This window comes from Polaribacter atrinae, assembly GCF_038023995.1.
In the GTDB taxonomy this organism is placed as follows: domain Bacteria; phylum Bacteroidota; class Bacteroidia; order Flavobacteriales; family Flavobacteriaceae; genus Polaribacter; species Polaribacter atrinae.
This window is the reverse complement of the sequence record NZ_CP150660.1, coordinates 358861-377069: the sequence shown is the minus strand read 5'-3', so window position 1 is coordinate 377069 and position 18209 is coordinate 358861. Positions and strand designations below refer to the sequence as shown.

Annotated in this window: 21 protein-coding genes; 12 read left to right on the top strand and 9 right to left on the bottom strand. The window is 30.6% G+C overall.

The window, feature by feature from the left end:
- The first annotated feature begins 41 nt into the window (after nucleotides 1–41).
- The 3 genes from WG945_RS01720 to WG945_RS01710 all read left to right on the top strand — a co-directional run bounded on the left by WG945_RS01720 (nucleotide 42) and on the right by WG945_RS01710 (nucleotide 2571).
- On the top strand, nucleotides 42–536 hold the full coding sequence (locus WG945_RS01720) for a hypothetical protein (RefSeq protein ID WP_068452368.1): 495 nt from the start codon (nucleotides 42–44) through the stop codon (nucleotides 534–536).
- A gap of 193 nt (nucleotides 537–729) precedes the next feature.
- Nucleotides 730–1527: a LytTR family DNA-binding domain-containing protein gene (locus WG945_RS01715; RefSeq protein WP_068452365.1), complete on the top strand. Its 798-nt coding sequence runs from the start codon at nucleotides 730–732 to the stop codon at nucleotides 1525–1527.
- Nucleotides 1528–1620: 93 nt separating this feature from the next.
- Complete coding sequence (locus WG945_RS01710; protein ID WP_068452361.1) at nucleotides 1621–2571, top strand: DUF5694 domain-containing protein; 951 nt, start codon at nucleotides 1621–1623, stop codon at nucleotides 2569–2571.
- Nucleotides 2572–2650: 79 nt separating this feature from the next.
- Here the strand turns inward: WG945_RS01710 and hisIE are convergent, their stop codons facing one another.
- The 8 genes from hisIE to hisG all read right to left on the bottom strand — a co-directional run bounded on the left by hisIE (nucleotide 2651) and on the right by hisG (nucleotide 10248).
- A complete protein-coding gene (gene hisIE, locus WG945_RS01705; protein WP_068452358.1) occupies nucleotides 2651–3250 on the bottom strand; it encodes a bifunctional phosphoribosyl-AMP cyclohydrolase/phosphoribosyl-ATP diphosphatase HisIE in 600 nt (199 codons plus the stop codon).
- A gap of 101 nt (nucleotides 3251–3351) precedes the next feature.
- On the bottom strand, nucleotides 3352–4107 hold the full coding sequence (gene hisF, locus WG945_RS01700) for an imidazole glycerol phosphate synthase subunit HisF (RefSeq protein WP_068452356.1): 756 nt from the start codon (nucleotides 4105–4107) through the stop codon (nucleotides 3352–3354).
- Between the two features lie 79 nt (nucleotides 4108–4186).
- A complete protein-coding gene (gene hisA, locus WG945_RS01695; RefSeq protein ID WP_068452353.1) occupies nucleotides 4187–4924 on the bottom strand; it encodes a 1-(5-phosphoribosyl)-5-[(5-phosphoribosylamino)methylideneamino]imidazole-4-carboxamide isomerase in 738 nt (245 codons plus the stop codon).
- A 71-nt stretch (nucleotides 4925–4995) separates the two neighbouring features.
- A complete protein-coding gene (hisH, locus tag WG945_RS01690) occupies nucleotides 4996–5577 on the bottom strand; it encodes an imidazole glycerol phosphate synthase subunit HisH (RefSeq protein ID WP_068452351.1) in 582 nt (193 codons plus the stop codon).
- A gap of 76 nt (nucleotides 5578–5653) precedes the next feature.
- Nucleotides 5654–6793 carry a bifunctional histidinol-phosphatase/imidazoleglycerol-phosphate dehydratase HisB gene (gene hisB, locus WG945_RS01685; RefSeq protein WP_068452348.1) on the bottom strand — a complete coding sequence of 380 codons (1140 nt, stop codon included), beginning with the start codon at nucleotides 6791–6793 and terminating at the stop codon, nucleotides 5654–5656.
- 38 nt (nucleotides 6794–6831) lie between these two features.
- On the bottom strand, nucleotides 6832–7890 hold the full coding sequence (hisC, locus tag WG945_RS01680; protein ID WP_068452345.1) for a histidinol-phosphate transaminase: 1059 nt from the start codon (nucleotides 7888–7890) through the stop codon (nucleotides 6832–6834).
- A 103-nt stretch (nucleotides 7891–7993) separates the two neighbouring features.
- Nucleotides 7994–9277, bottom strand: coding sequence for a histidinol dehydrogenase (hisD, locus tag WG945_RS01675; protein WP_068452342.1), 1284 nt, complete (start codon nucleotides 9275–9277; stop codon nucleotides 7994–7996).
- A 113-nt stretch (nucleotides 9278–9390) separates the two neighbouring features.
- The gene (gene hisG, locus WG945_RS01670; protein ID WP_068452339.1) at nucleotides 9391–10248 is read right to left on the bottom strand and encodes an ATP phosphoribosyltransferase; all 858 of its coding nucleotides are present in this window, start codon (nucleotides 10246–10248) and stop codon (nucleotides 9391–9393) included.
- An 892-nt stretch (nucleotides 10249–11140) separates the two neighbouring features.
- Here hisG and WG945_RS01665 point away from each other — a divergent pair.
- The 8 genes from WG945_RS01665 (at nucleotide 11141) to WG945_RS01630 (ending at nucleotide 16225) form a co-directional block, all read left to right on the top strand.
- Nucleotides 11141–11437 (top strand): energy transducer TonB, encoded by a 297-nt coding sequence (locus WG945_RS01665; protein WP_082864313.1) that lies wholly within the window; start codon nucleotides 11141–11143, stop codon nucleotides 11435–11437.
- Between the two features lie 211 nt (nucleotides 11438–11648).
- A complete protein-coding gene (gene ttcA, locus WG945_RS01660; protein WP_068452336.1) occupies nucleotides 11649–12446 on the top strand; it encodes a tRNA 2-thiocytidine(32) synthetase TtcA in 798 nt (265 codons plus the stop codon).
- 143 nt (nucleotides 12447–12589) lie between these two features.
- Nucleotides 12590–13153: a TetR/AcrR family transcriptional regulator gene (locus WG945_RS01655; RefSeq protein WP_068452333.1), complete on the top strand. Its 564-nt coding sequence runs from the start codon at nucleotides 12590–12592 to the stop codon at nucleotides 13151–13153.
- 74 nt (nucleotides 13154–13227) lie between these two features.
- Entirely contained in the window at nucleotides 13228–13779 is a 552-nt protein-coding gene (locus WG945_RS01650) for a carboxymuconolactone decarboxylase family protein (RefSeq protein WP_068452330.1), read from the top strand.
- 85 nt (nucleotides 13780–13864) lie between these two features.
- Nucleotides 13865–14179: an EthD family reductase gene (locus tag WG945_RS01645; RefSeq protein ID WP_068452327.1), complete on the top strand. Its 315-nt coding sequence runs from the start codon at nucleotides 13865–13867 to the stop codon at nucleotides 14177–14179.
- A gap of 3 nt (nucleotides 14180–14182) precedes the next feature.
- The gene (locus WG945_RS01640) at nucleotides 14183–14839 is read left to right on the top strand and encodes a DsbA family oxidoreductase (RefSeq protein ID WP_068452325.1); all 657 of its coding nucleotides are present in this window, start codon (nucleotides 14183–14185) and stop codon (nucleotides 14837–14839) included.
- Nucleotides 14840–14868: 29 nt separating this feature from the next.
- Complete coding sequence (locus tag WG945_RS01635) at nucleotides 14869–15528, top strand: peroxiredoxin-like family protein (RefSeq protein ID WP_068452323.1); 660 nt, start codon at nucleotides 14869–14871, stop codon at nucleotides 15526–15528.
- Nucleotides 15529–15535: 7 nt separating this feature from the next.
- The gene (locus WG945_RS01630) at nucleotides 15536–16225 is read left to right on the top strand and encodes a haloacid dehalogenase type II (protein WP_068452321.1); all 690 of its coding nucleotides are present in this window, start codon (nucleotides 15536–15538) and stop codon (nucleotides 16223–16225) included.
- 150 nt (nucleotides 16226–16375) lie between these two features.
- On the opposite strand, the gene WG945_RS01625 is transcribed toward WG945_RS01630, so the two are convergent.
- The gene (locus WG945_RS01625) at nucleotides 16376–16804 is read right to left on the bottom strand and encodes an FKBP-type peptidyl-prolyl cis-trans isomerase (RefSeq protein ID WP_068452319.1); all 429 of its coding nucleotides are present in this window, start codon (nucleotides 16802–16804) and stop codon (nucleotides 16376–16378) included.
- Between the two features lie 460 nt (nucleotides 16805–17264).
- Here WG945_RS01625 and WG945_RS01620 point away from each other — a divergent pair, with 460 nt between their 5' ends.
- On the top strand, nucleotides 17265–18134 hold the full coding sequence (locus WG945_RS01620; protein ID WP_068452316.1) for an AraC family transcriptional regulator: 870 nt from the start codon (nucleotides 17265–17267) through the stop codon (nucleotides 18132–18134).
- Nucleotides 18135–18209: the final 75 nt, after the last annotated feature.

The following is an 18209-nucleotide window of genomic DNA, read 5'->3' as shown; positions in this document are numbered from 1 at the left end:
AATAATTGTTTAATAATGTTCTCTAACATAAAAGTATTACCATGAAAAACATCTACATACCTCTATTAATTCTTTCTACTTTGTTTTTATATAACTGCAGTAAAGACGATGATGGAATAAATGAAAAATATACCCTAGATGATTTACAAAAAATTCATGGAAATAGTTCTAAAACTTGGAAAGTGGAAGCTTTTTACAAAACCTATGAAAATGATTTACTCAGCGAATTTAACGATTGTTATACCGACGATGCGTATACTTTTTTCTATGATACAAATGAAGCCGAAGTAATACTTGGCAATGCTTCTTGCTACTACGACACTCCAACAGAACAAGACGGCCGTTTAACCTATAGCTTTAACGAAAGTACAGGTAAAATTTTTATCAATATTTCTAAAGGAGAAAGTCTTGATGAAAATTTTAAAAATACACTTACTATTCTTGGTTTAGAAAAACTTAGTGAAACTAGAATGATTTTTACAGGAGGTGAATATCCTTATTATGGAAAAACTTTAGTTTTTACAGCTGTACCATAAATATTTCAAAAAGCTTTATTAATGTCTCCTTTTTAAATCTGCTTCAATATTTTTTAAAGAGAATCCTTTAAATTATATCAATATTAAATTTACAGATTCTTAGAGAAATAACTCTTCATTAGTATCCATTGTTCCGATAACTGTTTCTTTTAATTATTATATTTGAAAAAATTGATTAAAAAAGAAGCTAAAATTGAATAAAAAATTTCCTTTCGATCCCTCTATAAAACACCATTTTATTATTGCTTTTTGTTTAGCAATTTGGATTTTTGTCTTTCTGTATTTTACGGAACCTTTTGATGTAAATGTATTTAGCGATTCCGAAAAATTAATTTACTTACCTCTTTATGGATTATTAGGTGCTTTTTGTTATGTACTATTTTTACCAATACAGCATTTTCTATTCGTAAAAAATAATAAAAACTGGTTTCTTAAAACAGAAATACTATTCTTTCTTTTTTTTATTTTAATTGGAATTATTGCAACCAGATTATTTTATTTATATGTAATTGTTCCAGGAGAACCTTTTCCGCATGACCTAAGCTATCAACTTAAATCAATTATTTTACCTGTATTTGCTACCATTTTACCTATTATATTATTTGGTCGTTTTGCTTTTGGAAAATACAATAGCAAAAAAACAGAAGCAATGAAAATTGAAATTAAAGGCCAGGGAAATTATGAAGGTTTGCGTTTATTTTTAAATGATGTTATTTGCATACAATCGTCAGATAATTATATTGAGATATTTTATATTTTGGGGGATGGTTTAAAGAAGACTTTAATAAGAAACAAGCTTTCTATTATTGCTGAGGAATTTCCTCAACTTTTAAAAACACATCGTTCTTTTTTAATCAATCCGTACCACTTTGTACAATGGAAAACGGAAAACAGTAAGCTTTTTACAGTGTTATCTCACCACATAGAAGTGCCAGTTTCTAGAACCTATCAAAATGATGTAAAAGCTGTATTGAATTCCACCACAGAATAGCTGCATTTCACCCCAAAGCCTTGTATATATTAATTTTATTGCAGATTACTTTCTAATTTTGTCTCAGGAAGTTTAATCACAAAAATTAAAATTATGAAAACTAAAATCATTTTTATTACTACTTTATTAGCATCTTTTTTTGTTTTATCTGCTCAAAACAAACAACAAGAAATCGTAATTATTGGAACAATGCATACTGTTCCTAAAATTGTAAAAAAGAGTTACAAGCCGATGTTAAAGTTTGCAAAAAAATACAAACCAGAAGCTATTTATGTAGAATCTCCGATGGCAAATGATACTATATCTTGGGAGTATTTAAAAAAGGGTTGGTCTAAAGGATATCAAAAATTTTATAAATTATCCGATTCTTTACAAAATAATTTTAACTATAATGATTCAAAATTCAACATAACAATTAGCAAAGATTTTTCAAAAATGAATAATGTTGATTTAGATTATTTAATAAAATGTTTCATTTATAAAAGAGATCATGGAAATTATGAATTCTATTCTTACATAAAAAAATACGGTGTACATGGAGCAAAAAAACCAACAAGACATGAAGATGGAGACTTAATATACAAGTTAGCCTTATACATGAATCATAAAACAGTTATAAATATTGATGACCAGCAAACTAATAAAGAATATCATGATGCATGGGGCAAATGCAGTAAGGAAGGGGTTAGCAACGGTAACAATACTGCAAATTCTAAATTATATAAGAAAAACTACAATAGCGCTATTCTTCCAGCAATTTTTAGAGGTTTAGGCAAACATACCAATAAAAGAAAATCACTGCAGCAATTACACGATATGGCATCATTTTCTTATGTTGTTAAAGATACAGAAGGTTGTAGACAAGGTAGAAAGTATTTTGACGAAAGGAACATGAGAATAGCTAAAAACATTTCTAGTCAAGTAATAAAATCGAAGAAAAACAGAAACGCTATTATTATAGGTGCGGCACATGTAATTGGTTTAGAAAAAGAATTCAAAGAAAACTACCCTAATTTTAAGGTGGTTTTAATGAATGATTATTAAACCTTTTACTCTTAAAAATAAAAAAACCCTCATAATTAATATCTTGAGGGTTTTAAATTTATTTTTGAATAAAATCAAACTATTTATGTCTTCCTTTTAATTCTTCTTCAATGTCTTTTAAAGTGAATCCTTTTGCTTGTAATAACATTAAATAGTGAAACATTAAATCTGCAGATTCATATAAAAATAACTCGTCGTTATTATCCATCGCTTCAATAACAGTTTCTACAGCTTCCTCTCCTACTTTCTGAGCCACTTTGTTAATTCCTTTAGCAAATAAACTAGCTACATAAGATTTTTTGGTATCCTTATTAGCAACTCTTTCTGTAATAACATCTTCTAAGGTAGAAAAGAAACCATAATTTGGTGTATTTTCTTCATTCCAACAAGTAGCAGAACCTATATGACACGTTGGTCCGCTTGGGTTTACAGAAACTAATAAAGTATCATTATCACAATCTAGTTTTATATCAACTAAATTCAACACATTTCCACTTTCTTCACCTTTAGTCCACAAACGTTTTTTTGTTCTACTAAAAAAAGTTACTAATTTAGTTTCTTGCGTTTTAGCAAAAGCTTCTTCATTCATATACCCCAACATCAACACATTTTTTGTAGTTGCATCTTGAATGATTGCGGGTACTAAACCGTCGTTATTTTTATTGAAATCGATATTCATAATTTTTTATTTTGCCGTCATTGCGAAGCAAATGATAATTTGCTGTGGCAATCTGATTTATTATTCTAAGATTACTTCGTCATTCTTCCTCGTAATGACGTTTATATACGTACTGGAATGTTATTCTTTTTTAATTCTTGTTTTAATTCTAAAATAGGAATTTCTCCAAAGTGAAAAACACTTGCTGCCAAAGCTGCATCTGCTTTTCCTTCTGTAAAAGTATCTACAAAATGCTGTACATTACCCGCACCACCTGAAGCAATAATTGGAATGTTTAACAATTCGGATAATTTAGCCAAAGCCTCATTTGCAAATCCTGCTTTTGTACCATCATGATTCATAGAAGTAAATAAAATTTCTCCTGCTCCACGCTCTTCTACTTCTTTTGCCCATTCAAAAAGTTTGATATCTGTAGGAATCGTTCCTCCTGCCAAATGCACAAACCACTCATCATCAATCTGTTTTGCATCAATAGCAACAACTACACATTGACTTCCAAATTTCTCTGCCAATTCGTTTACTAAATCGGGTCTTTTTACTGCAGATGAATTAATAGAAACCTTATCTGCTCCCCATTTTAACAACTCATTTACATTTTCTACAGATGATATTCCTCCACCAACTGTAAACGGAATATTTACTTGCTCTGCAATTTGATGCACCATTTCAATCATGGTTTTTCTACCTTCTAAGGTTGCAGAAATATCTAAAAAAACCAATTCGTCAGCACCTAAATCTGCATATTGTTTTGCTAAAACCACAGGGTCTCCTGCATCTATTAAATTTACGAAATTAACACCTTTTACAGTTCTTCCGTTTTTAATATCTAAACAAGGTATTATTCTTTTTGTTAACATTTTATTCTAATTCGTCATTGCGAGGCACGAAGCAATCTGTCAATTAATTAAGAGATTGCTTCGTTCCTCGCAATGACATTTATTTTGTTAATATAAATTGTTCTAATTGTTTTAAGCTAATTTTATTCTCATAAATCGCTTTTCCTATAATAACACCTTCGCAACCATTTTCTGCTAATCTAGGAAGCTCATCAAAAGCAGAAATTCCTCCAGAAGCAATTAGTTTTACATTATTTACTTCAGATAAAATTTGTTGATAGATATCAAAACTTGGTCCTTGTAACATGCCATCTTTAGAAATATCTGTACAGATAATATACTGAATTCCTTTTTGCTGATACCCTGCAATAAACGGAATCAATTCTAAACTACTTTCTTCTTGCCAACCATTTGTAGCAATTTTTCCACCTGAAGCATCAGGATAAAAATCTGCTCCTAAAATAATTTTTTCGGATCCATATTTTTCAATCCAACTTTCAAAAATTTCGCTATTTTTAACAGCAATACTTCCTCCAGTAATTTGATTCGCACCAGAATTAAAAGCAATTTCTAAATCTTTATCAGACTTTAAACCACCACCAAAATCAATCTTTAAATTGGTTTTTGAAGCAATTTGCTCTAATACTTTATGATTGATAATCTGACTTGCTTTTGCGCCATCTAAATCTACTACATGCAAATACTCGATACCTGCACCTTCGAATTCTTTGGCAACTTCTAACGGATTTTCGTTATAAATCTTCTTGGTATTGTAATCTCCTTTTGTTAGACGAACACATTTTCCGTCTATAATATCTATGGCTGGTATTATTCTCATTGATTAACTTTTAGCTCTTAGCTCTTAGCTTTTAGCAAACTGCTAAAGGCGAATTGCTAAAAGCAATATTTTTATAAATTTAAAAAGTTTTGTAAAATTTTTGCGCCCTCTAATCCACTCTTTTCTGGATGAAACTGTACTCCGTAAAAATTATCTTTTTGCAATGCAGATGCATATTCAATTTCATAATCTGTGGTTGCAATTGCTTCTGCACAAGATTCTGCGTAAAAACTATGCACTAAATACATGAATTCTTTTTCTTTGATTCCTATAAATAAATCTGATTTTAAATCATAAATCACGTTCCAACCCATTTGCGGAACTTTAACAGCTTTCGAAAATTTCTTTACATCAACATCAAAAATACCCAATCCTTTGGTGTTTCCTTCCGAAGAAGAATTACACATTAATTGCATCCCCAAACAAATACCCAAAACAGGTTGTGTTAGCGTCGGAATTACTTTGTCTAAGCCGCTTTCTTGCAACATTTGCATTGCAGAACTTGCTTCACCAACTCCTGGGAAAATAATTTTATCTGCAGCTCTTATTTCATCAATATTATTTGATAAAACAGCATCTACACCTAAACGTTTAAAAGCAAACTGAATGCTTTTAATGTTTCCGGCACCATAATCGATAATTACTAATTTCATAATTAGTTTTTAATTTTTAGAGTTTAGTTTTAAGTTAAAATCACTCAGAACTAAAAATTCACAATTCAACACTTTTTTAAAGCACCCCTTTTGTAGATGGTAAAAACATCTTGTTAGCATCTCTTTTTACTGCCATTTTCATCGCTTTTGCAAACGCTTTAAAAATTCCTTCTATTTTATGATGCTCGTTATCTCCTTCTGCCTTAATATTTAAGTTACATTTTGCGCCATCTGTAAACGATTTAAACAAGTGTAAAAACATTTCTGTTGGCATATCTCCAATCATTTCGCGCTTAAAATCTGCGTCCCAAACCAACCAAGGTCTTCCGCCAAAATCTACGGCTGCTTGCGCTAAGCAATCATCCATTGGTAAGCAAAAACCATAACGCTCAATGCCCAATTTATTTCCTAATGCTTTATGGAATAACTCACCCAAAGCAATCATGGTATCTTCTATAGTATGGTGTTCATCCACCTCTAAATCGCCATCAACTTTTACAGTTAAATCCATCGCTCCATGACGACCAATTTGATCTAACATGTGATCGAAAAACTTTACGCCTGTAGAAATATCATTTTTACCAGAACCATCTAAATTTAGTTTAATGTAAATTTTAGTTTCGTTGGTATTTCTAGTAATTTCAGAGACTCTATCTTCTAACTTTAAAAACTCATAGATTTCTTTCCAATCTGTAGAAGTTAAAGCGATACAATCTAAAATTTCTTGTTTAGAAGTTTCAATTTCATCGGCACCTAATTCTGGGTCTTCTGACAAAAAAATTCCTTTTGCACCTAAGTTTTTTGCCAATTCCATGTCGGTAATTCTATCTCCTAAAACAAAAGAATTTTCCAAATCATATTCTTCAGAAAAATACTTGGTTAACAAACCTGTTCTTGGTTTACGCGTTTCGGCATTTTCATGCGGAAACGTTTTATCTATATGCACTTCGGTAAAAACAACACCTTCTTTTTCGAAAGCACTCATTACTTTATTTTGTGCAGGCCAAAAAGTATCTTCCGGAAAAGAATCTGTTCCCAATCCATCTTGGTTGGTTACCATTACCAATTCGTAATCCAATTCACTAGCAATTTTTGCCATGTATTGAAATACTTTTGGGTAAAACTCTAACTTTTCTAAACTATCTAATTGATAATCTACAGGCGGCTCTAATACTAAGGTTCCGTCTCTGTCTATAAATAATACTTTTTTACTCATCTTATATTTTTTTCTTACAAGCTTAAAAACTTATAAGTTTATTGTATTGCTTTTAATGCTCTTAATAATCTTTGATTTTCCTCACAAACTCCCACACTAATTCGTAGGCAGTTTTCGCATAAAGGTTGTGTAGTTCTATTTCTTATAACCACGCCATATTCAATTAACTGATTATAACGTTTTGTAGCATCATCTACTTTTAATAAAAAAAAATTACCATCAGAAGGAAATACTTTCTCTATATAACTAACGCAACACTCCAACTCCTTTTTAAGTCGTTTTCTTTCACTAATCAACTGAGAAATTTCGTTTTGAACCTCCTCTATTTTTTGCAATCTTACAATTGCTCTTTGCTGACTTAGTTCGTTTACGTTATAAGGTGGTTTTATGTTGTTTAAAATTTTTATAATTTCTGCGGATGCATAACAAACTCCCATACGAATCCCTGCTAAACCAAAGGCTTTAGATAAGGTTTGTGTGATAATTAAATTTGGAAATTCTTGCAATCTCTCTAACCAACTTTTTTGTTCAGAAAAATCGATATACGCTTCATCTATAACTACTAAACCTTTAAATTTTAGTAATAACTCTCTAACAGATTCTACCGAAAAACTGTTACCTGTTGGATTGTTAGGCGAGCATAAAAACAAAATTTTAGTATTGGCATCCGATTTTTTTAAAATCTGAGTAACTTTTGGCTGAAAATCGCCTTCACTTAACAATACCGTTCTATTTTCTATGGCATTTATATTTGCCAACACATCATACATTCCGTATGTGGGTGGCAATGTGATAATATTATCTTTATTAGGCTCACAAAAAGCTCTATAAATTAAATCTAAAACTTCATCACTTCCATTTCCTAAAAGAATATTTTCTTTGCTGATTCCTTTAATTTCAGACAACAAATCTTTTACGCCGTTTTGTTGTGGATCTGGATATCTATTAACGCCATTTTCAAACGGATTTTCATTAGCGTCTAAGAAAATCATTTCTGTTGTATTGGCATCTTTATATTCATCTCTTGCAGAAGAATATGGTTTTAGAGATTTAATATTCTCTCTAATTAAGCTCTCTAGGTTAAAGTTTGTTTTCATAATTGATATTCCTAATGTCATTTCGAAATGAGCCTTTTCGGCGATTGAGAAATCTAATATAAAGATTCCTCCCCATTCCTCGTTCGGAATGACATTTCATAACCTATTTTAAATCTTTTAATCGGATAGAAACTGCATTTTTATGTGCATCTAAGCCTTCTGCTGCTGCCATTAACTCAATAGATTTCCCTATTGTTTTAATACCTGCTTTTGTAATTTTCTGAAACGTAATACTTTTGGTAAAACTATCTAAGTTAACACCAGAATACGATTTAGAAAATCCGTTTGTTGGTAAGGTATGGTTGGTTCCAGAAGCATAATCTCCGGCACTTTCTGGCGTATAATTACCAATAAAAACAGAACCTGCATTTTCTATATTGTCTATGTAAAAATCATTGTTATTTGTACAAACAATAAAATGTTCCGGACCATATTCATTAATCAACTCTAAAGCTGTTTCATCATTCTCAACAAAAATAGACTTCGAATTTTGAATGGCTTTCTGAGCAATTTCTACTCTAGACAATTTAGCCAACTGAATTTCAATTTCTTTCTCTACTTCTGTAATCATTTCTTTGGATGTTGATACCAAAATTACCTGACTATCTGCACCATGTTCTGCCTGACTTAATAAGTCTGACGCTACATAACTTGCGTTTGCAGAATCATCTGCAACCACTAATAACTCACTTGGACCAGCTGGCATATCGATGGCAACACCATGTTTTGTCGACAATTGTTTTGCAACCGTTACAAACTGATTTCCTGGACCAAATATTTTATAAACTTGCGGAATGGTTTCTGTACCAAATGTATACCCTGCAATGGCTTGAATCCCTCCTACTTTTATAATTTTTGTTACGCCACATAAATTTGCAGCATATAAAATGGCTGGATGAATTTTCCCTTCTTTGTTTGGAGGAGAACACAATACAATTTCTTTACAGCCTGCAATTTGAGCAGGAATAGCCAACATTAATACTGTAGAAAACAAAGGTGCTGTTCCGCCAGGAATATACAAACCAACTTTTTGAATTGGTCTTTTTTCTTGCCAACAAGAAACTCCGTTTGTCGTTTCTACAAAAACTTTTGCTGTTTTTTGCGCTGTATGAAACTTGGTTATATTCTCTTTAGCAAGTTGAATTGCTTCTTTTAATTCTTCTGAAACTAAATTAATAGCTTCATTTATTTCGTTTACAGAAACAATATTGTTTTCTAAAGAAACACCATCAAACTTTTGAGTGTATTTCTGTATAGCTGCATCTCCGTTTTTTTGAATATCTGCAAAAACTTCGTTTACGACACCTTCTATATCATCAACTGTTTTTGTAGGTCTCTCTAAAATTTGAGTCCAATCTTTTTTAGGTGGATTTATAATTGTATTCATAATGTTAACTTCTATTATAAAACTGCTTTTGCGTTAGGGATTGAAACGGCACCCTTTTTGCTTTTTTGCAAAAAGATATAGTGTAAAGCCCGTTTAAACGCCCAAATAAAATATTAAAGTACCATTTTTTCGATAGGGCAAACTAAAATACCTTCTGCTCCATTTTCTTTTAATCCGTCAATAATTTGCCAAAATTCATTTTTACTAATTACGGTGTGTACAGAACTCCAACCTTTTTCTGCCAATGGCAAAACAGTAGGACTTCTCATACCTGGCAATAAGTTTAAAATAGCATCTAATTTATCATTAGGCGCATTTAACAACACGTATTTAGAATCTCTTCCTTTTAATACCGATTGAATTCTGAATTGAATTTTTTCTAAGATGGCCTTTCTTTGATCAGATATTAATGGAGAAACTGCTAAAACAGCTTCAGATTTTAAAAGAACTTCAATCTCTTTTAATCCATTTTTAAAAAGTGTAGAACCACTAGAAACAATATCACAAATTCCGTCTGCTAAACCAATATTCGGTGCAATTTCTACAGAACCGTTAATAATATGTAATTGTGCTTCTATATTGTACTCTTTTAAGTATTTTCTTACCGTTTCTGGGTACGAAGTTGCAATTCTTTTTCCGTCTAAATCTTTTAATGAATTTGCATTCGATTCTTTTGGCACTGCAATAGAAACTTTACATTTAGAAAATCCTAAACGTTCTATAAAATCTAAATCGTTTCCTTTTTCTATTAAAACATTTTCGCCAATAATAGCAGCATCTACTACGCCATCTCTTAAATACTGCGGAATATCGCCATTTCTAAGATAGAAAACCTCAACAGGAAAATTTCTTGCGGATGCTTTTAATTGATCTTTTCCGTTGTCTATTGAAATTCCGATATCTTTTAAGATATTCATAGAATCTTCATTTAATCTTCCTGACTTCTGTACTGCAATTCTTAAATTACTCATTTTTGTTTTTGTTTGATGCCTGAGCAAATACGGTTTAAATTCCTGCCTCCGCAGGAATGACAATTTTAACGGGCTTTTTAAGACTGAGTCTTAAAAACTCTTTTTTTTAATTAAAAAAACCCGTTTGATTTGCTCAAACGGGTTTATAAATATCTTGATTTTATTCAATACACTTTTAAATCGCTTGACTGCAATTGTAAAAATGATGATGATGGTTTTGAATAAATGTCATGTCTTGTTTATTTCTTTGGCAAATATCAAAATTTTATTTTTAATATTACAAACTATTCACCTAAAAATTAGTTTTTATGATAATATTTATCAGTTTTTGATTTTTTGTTTGATTTTACAACTTTCAGTTTTTGATTTTTTAATAGATTTCTATAAAAAAAAGACATACTGTAATTAAAATCCCCATACAACAAACTCATATTTAAACATTACCTATAATCCTAACAACATTAAACAAGATGCTATTGCACAATCGTTTCAAAAACATCTTTTGATCTCAAAAATCTACCGCTAATAGTCTTTAAAAAACGGATGCATACTTTAGAAGTACTATTTTTGATAAAAATTGCAATGCATCAATTTAAATAAAATGATTAAAAAGATATTAAAACACCTAATGATCACAACAACTGGATGCATTATTTGAAATATAATCAGTTGTGCGTCATTACCAAGCAAAACACTGAATTGAAGAATTAACTATTGAAAATGAAAAAAAACTTAATAATATTATTTGTTTTAGCAACCTGGACTACCTAATAAAAATGGACTAATTTTTATTAGGTAGTCCAATTGGAAAAACGGAGAATTAAAGAGAAAAGAATTATTTAAAAAAGGTAAACTAAAAAACGGAAAGTGTTTTGACAAAAGTGGAAAAGAAATAGAATACTATAATTTTGAAATACAGCCAGAATTTCCTGGTGGAAAAATAGCTTTTAACAGTTTTATTAAAAAACATCTAACTTCTAACAGTTTTAACACAAAAGGAAAGTTAATTTTTAAATTTACAATAGAATCAAATGGACAAACTTCTAATGAAAAAATACTCAAAGACACGAATCCAAGTTTAAAAAATGAAGTTAATAATATGTTCAATTCTATGCCAATTTGGAAACCAGCAAAACAAGATGGAACCCCAGTAAAAGTAAAGAGAACGATACCAATTAATTTTGGATAAAAACTAAACCCAACAAAGAACTGAGCTAAAAACAGTTCTTTTCTTCATTAAATTTAAGCACTATTATTCTAGGCTCATAATACTATCAATTAGTATTTTGAGCTTTTATTTTTTATGTAATTACTATTTATTTAATAATAACGGTTATAAAACTGAATGAAACGCAAAAAACTCATAGAATAACAATGATTTTAGTACTATTTTTGCGCCCATGGAAAACCGAAAACAAGTAACAAAGAAATTACAACGTGGCGTTGCAGAAGCTATTCAGCAATTTACAATGATTGCCGAAGGAGATAAAATTATGGTTTGTCTTTCTGGCGGAAAAGACAGCTACGCAATGTTAAACATGTTATTGTATTTTCAAAAAGTTGCGCCTATTTCTTTCGAAATTGTTGCCGTTAATTTAGATCAAAAACAACCTGGTTTTCCGGTAGAAGTGCTACCCACCTATTTACAGAATTTAGGTGTAGATTATAAAATTATAGAAAAGAATACCTATAAAATTGTAATGGACAAAACTCCAGAAGGTAAAACAACCTGTAGTTTATGTTCTCGTTTGCGTAGAGGAACTTTATATGAAGCTGCCAAAGATTTAGGTTGTAATAAATTGGCTTTAGGTCACCATAGAAATGATATTATAGAAACCTTTTTCTTAAACTTCTTTTTCTCTGGTAAAATGGAAACCATGCCACCAAAGTTTAAAAACGATGCAGGAGATTTAATTGTACTAAGACCTTTGGCTTTTTGTAAAGAAAGTGACATTGAAGCGTATGCAGACTTTATGGACTTCCCTATTATACCTTGTAACTTGTGTGGCTCTCAAGAAAACTTGCAACGTAAAAAGGTAAAACAAATGATTACAGATTGGGAAACCGAATTCCCAAATAGAAATGCCATTATGATGAATGCTTTACAAAACGTATCTCCTTCTCATCTTTTAGATCAAAGCCTGTATGATTTTGATCAATTAGAAAATAAAATACCAGAAACTTCTTTGGTTGAATAACTTAAAAAAAAGACAGCAACACGCTAATTTTCAACAAGTAATCATTTTTTACAGTTTAGCTCAAATTATAATTTTAAGTTAAAATCATAAAAAAGTTTTTTTATTACAACCGATTGTTTAGTTTTGTCCTTTACTTAGAAATAATGGCTAGAAAGAAAAATTATAACGAGAGCGAAGTGGTAGAAAAAGCAATGAACCTTTTTTGGGCAAATGGCTACGAAAACACTTCTATGCAAATGCTAGAAAAAGAAATGGGAATTAACAAGTTCTCTATCTATGCTAGTTTTGGTAACAAGCATGGTTTATTTCTAGAAAGTATTAAATGTTACAAAGGAAAGTTGAATCTTATTTTTGAAAAATTTAAGAATGCATCCAATGGTTTGGAAGATATTAAACAATTCTTTTATGATTCTGTAAACGCTAAGTTTAAAGAGAGCCATCAAAAAGGATGTTTATTAACCAATACGTATAATGAATTTTCTGAAAGCGAAGATTTATTAATTAAAGAGGATATGACTATTTTTATGAACAACTTAAAAGCGTTACTCATAAAAAAATTAGAACAAGACGGCACTAGAGATGCTGAAACAGTACAAAAACAAGCCAATTTTTTACTCTTGGCAAAACATGGTTTGGCTGCTGCAGCTAGAGTAAATACACAACAAGAAATTGAAGATTATATAGAAATTACTTTTAAAAACATATAAGCATTTTTTTTACCTAATAACTAAACGATTGTTTAGTTAAAATTAACATAAATTAATAAATAAAAATAGAAATTATGACAACATTAAAAATTAACAACATAGAAACAGCACCAGAAGAAAGCAAAGCATTATTAGAAGGATCTAAAAAAGCATACGGAATGATTCCTGGTTTACATGGTGTTTTATCTACATCTCCTCAAGCTTTTGAAGCTTACCAAACATTACACGATTTATTTACAAAAACGGCTTTTAATGCAGACGAATTAACAGTAGTTTGGCAAACAATAAACGTAGAGCACGCATGTCATTATTGTGTACCTGCACACACAGGAATTGCAAAAATGATGAAAGTAGATGATGCTATTATAGAAGCATTACGTAACGAAACTCCTTTAGAAAGCGAAAAATTAGAAGCTTTACGTACCTTTACATTAATCATTACGCGTAACAGAGGTCATGTATCTCAAGAAGAATTGAACACATTTTATGCTGCTGGTTATACAGAAAGAAGTGTTTTAGATATTATCTTAGGATTATCTCAAAAAGTAATTAGTAATTACACAAATCATATTGCAAATACACCTGTAGATGATGCTTTTAAGCCATTTGCTTGGGAGAAAAAATAATTCATATAATAACATTATTATAACTACAAGTCTTCCGTAATAAAACGGGAGATTTGTAGTTATTCATATTAAATAAAATCTCATTATGATAAAAGTATCCGTAATGTACCCAAACAGTAAAGATGTACAGTTTGATGTAGATTATTATAAAAACAGTCACTTACCAACGATTTCTAAGGCACTTGGTACTGCTTTAAAAGGTTTAGAGTTAGATTTAGGTCTTGCGAGTAGAGTTCCTGGAGAACCGGCTCCTTATGTAGCAATTGCACATTTATTATTTGATGATGTTGCTGCTTTTCAGACTTCATTTGGTCCGCATGCAAAAGTATTTGCAGACGATGTAAAAAATTACAGTAATGTACAAGGAGAACTTCAAATTAGTGAATTGATAACATTCTAAAAAATGAAAGAAAAATTAAAAATAGATATCGTATCAGACGTAGTATGTCCTTGGTGTACCATTGGCTATAAGCGTTTAGAAAAAGCCATAACAGAACTAGGTGTTCAAGACCAAGTAGAAATTGAATGGCAACCTTTTGAGTTGAATCCGAATATGCCTGCAGAAGGTCAGAATGTAGATGAACATATTACAGAAAAATATGGGTCTACCAAAGAGCAGCAAGAAGAATCAAAACGAAATATGACTGAAGTTGGAGAAGAACTTGGTTTTAAATTTGATTATTTTGATGAAATGAGAATGGTAAACACTTTTGAAGCACATGTTCTTTTAGAATATGCAAAAGATTTTGGGAAACAAACCGAATTAAAAATGTGTTTAACAACTGCTTTTTTTAGTGAACGTAAAGATGTTTCTAAAAGAGAAATTTTAAAAGAAGCATTATTGTCTGTTGGTTTAAATGCTGATGAAGGAATGGCCAAATTAGATAATGAAGCCGCAAGAAACAAAGTAAGAACAAAACAAAATTATTGGAAAAATTTAGGAGTTAACTCTGTACCAACTATTGTTTTTAATAGAAAAAGTGCAGTAACTGGTGCACAACCAGTAGACACCTTTAAACAAGTACTATCCGAATTAATCAAAGAACAAAAATCTGTTTAATACAGTAGTTATTTAAAAAGTTAAAAACCATGGAAGCAAATGAAGGAGTATTAGATACATTGTTAAATACAAAGCGTAAAGAAGGCGCTACTAAGTTTACCAAAGAGAAAAACAAGATTTACGCAGATGGTATTACAAGTGTAGCCGATTCTGGAGTACTTGAAAGCGCCTTAAATGTAGGTGATAAAGCACCAAACTTTACCCTAAAAAATGCGTTAAACAAAGAGGTTTCTTTATACAACGAGCTAGAAAATGGTCCCGTAATTTTAACTTGGTACAGAGGCGGATGGTGCCCTTATTGCAACATTACGCTACACTATTTACAAGAAAAATTACCCGATTTTGCAAAAGCAGGTGCTACACTAATTGCTTTAACTCCAGAATTACCAGACAACTCATTAGACACTGCCGAAAAAAACAATTTAGAATTCACTGTTTTAAGTGATCTTGATAATGTTATAGGAAAAGAATATGGTATTGTGTTTCAATTAACGGATGAAGTGGCTGATATTTATGAAACTGGATTCGGTTTAAGCGAAAAAAATGGAAATAATGACAACCAATTGCCTTTGGCTGCAACGTATGTTATCGACACAAACGGAATTATTCAGTATGCTTTTTTAGATGCTGATTATAGACAAAGAGCAGAGCCAACAGAAATTATCACTGCATTAGAAAAATTAAAATAAGACCGTTATGAATACATTAAAACCAAAAGTATTATTCTTTGATGTTAATGAAACGCTTTTAGACCTTTCTCCTGTAAAAAAACAAATTGGCATCGCTTTAGGCGGTAGAGAAGATTTACTTTCTTTATGGTTTACAACGATGTTGCAGTATTCTTTAGTGGTTTCCGCAAGCGGACAATACAAGCCCTTTACACATATTGGTGCGGCAACGTTACAAATGGTTGCCGCAAACCATGATATTGTAATTTCAGAAGAAGAAGAAGCACGTAAAATTATTGTGGCAGCGATGCAAAATTTACCTGCGCATCCAGAAGTAAAAGAAGCTCTAACGCAATTAAAAAAAGCCGGATACAAATTAGTTGCATTTACAAATTCTTCTAACGAAGGATTAAAAAATCAATTTAAAAATGCTGGCTTAACAACATATTTTGATGATTTACTTAGTGTAGAAGATAGTGGTAAGTTTAAACCATTTACAAATACATACGTTTGGGGCGCACACAAAATGGGGGTTCAGTTAGATGAATGTATGCTTATTGCTGCACATGGTTGGGATGTTGCTGGTGCTCTTTGGGCGGGTTGGCGCGCTGCTTTTGTAAGCAGACCTGGACAACAACTTTTTCCGTTAGCACCAAAAACAGAAATTGTAGCAAGCGATTTACATAAAGTAACAGAAATTTTGGTAAAATATACTTAAATTTATATGATGTTAGAGGCTTACTTTTAAACTCAACTACTATATTATTTTAGCTACAGAAATGGTATAAAAAAACACCCTTTGCTACAAATTAATGTGCAAAGGGTGTTTTGTAATTTATATATTGTACTATACTTTAGTACCAATAACTTATATAATCTCTACAACTTCAAGATCAAAAACAAGATCTTTACCAGCTAAAGGATGATTACCATCAATTACAATACTTTCATCTTTTACTTCTACAACCATTAAATTCATTTCTCTACCGTCTGGCGATTTAGAAACCAATCCCATACCTACTTGAGGCTCCATATCTTGTGGAAGGTCAGATTTATTTACTTCTTGTATTAATTGCTCGTTTACCTCACCATATGCTTCTTCTTTAGCAATAGTAATGGTTTTCTTTTCACTTACTTTCATGTCGATTAAACCCTTTTCAAATCCAGGTATTAACTTTCCTTCTCCTAAAGTAAACTCAATTGGCTCTTTTCCTTCAGACGTATCAAAAATTTGCCCATCAGTTAATTTACCTGTATAATGTACTTTTACGGTATTGTTCTCTTTTACTTGACTCATACTATAATTCTTTAATTTGAAAAAAAGCTTTTGCATAATTCTTATACAAAAACTCTTTTAGTTTAAACTTACAGAAAGATTGTCCGCCAAAACCAAGCCAAAAAATAATAAAACACCAAAACAACTCCATTTAAAAGAATAAAAACACGCTGTGATTGGCTTATAACGTCAAAAAACAACTTAAGCACCTTATTTTATATAATTTTTTATCCCCATAACATATCCGCAACTTTGTCAGTTTTAAGTAGTTTTTAAGTAATATCTATGACAACTTTGTAAAATAAAAAATCTTAATAATCAAAAAAATACATTTTGCTAAAGACTATTATATTTCATACCTAGAATCAACCTAATTTAATTTGTATATTTATCTTCATCAAAAATATAGAAAGTAAGAATTTCGTAGTAAAGTAAACTTAGAAGGATTTTATTATTCCGTTAATGAACTTAAAGAAACAATTTGAAGAACATTCCAAACATATCGTTTAAAAGTAATGCAAACTCAAAAGATTTTGAATTTATTAACCTATCTCATCTCTTTACAAGAATATTTACAGATTTAGACCATAACCCAGAATTACCACACAGAATATCATTTTTTGCATTATTGATTGTTACTAATGGTACTGGAAAACATCAAATTGATTTAAAAGATTACAATTTATCTGCTGGTTCTGTTTTAAAAATAGCGAAAGGGCAAGTACATGCGTTTCAAAAAAATCCAAAATACGAAGGTTTCTTAATTATATTTACTGAAGATTTTGTTTTAAATTATTTTTCAAAATCATCTATAAATTTAATTTCTCACTTATATAATTACCATACTACATCACCCATTACCAATGATAAAGAAAGTAATGATATTTTTTTGAATCAACTTGTAGAAGAACTCACCACCGAAAATAGCTTTGCTAAAAAAAATATTATTGCATCATTATTAAACATTTACTTATTAAAATTAGAAGGAAAATCTAACACAAGCGAATTAAAAAAACATAAATTAAAACAATACGATACTTTTATCAATTTTAAAAATTTGGTAGAATCTGATTACACTAAAACTAGAAACGTTAAAGACTATGCCAATAAATTGCTTATTTCTACAAAGCACTTAAACCAAACAGTTAGAGATTTTACTTTAAACACTGCCAAATCTTTTATTGACGCATACGTAATTCTAGAAGCCAAACGTGCCATTGTTAGTACAGAAAAAAGTCTAAAAGAAATTGCCTTTGAACTTGGGTTTGATGAAGTAACCAATTTTACCAAGTTTTTTAAAAACAAAATGGGCATTTCTCCCAAAAGTTTTAGAAAGAATCAATTAACGTAATTCTCATATTTACCATTTTTATCCTCATTTTACCAATTACATTGCTTTAGAAATAATTCAATTTTGCAGTATTAA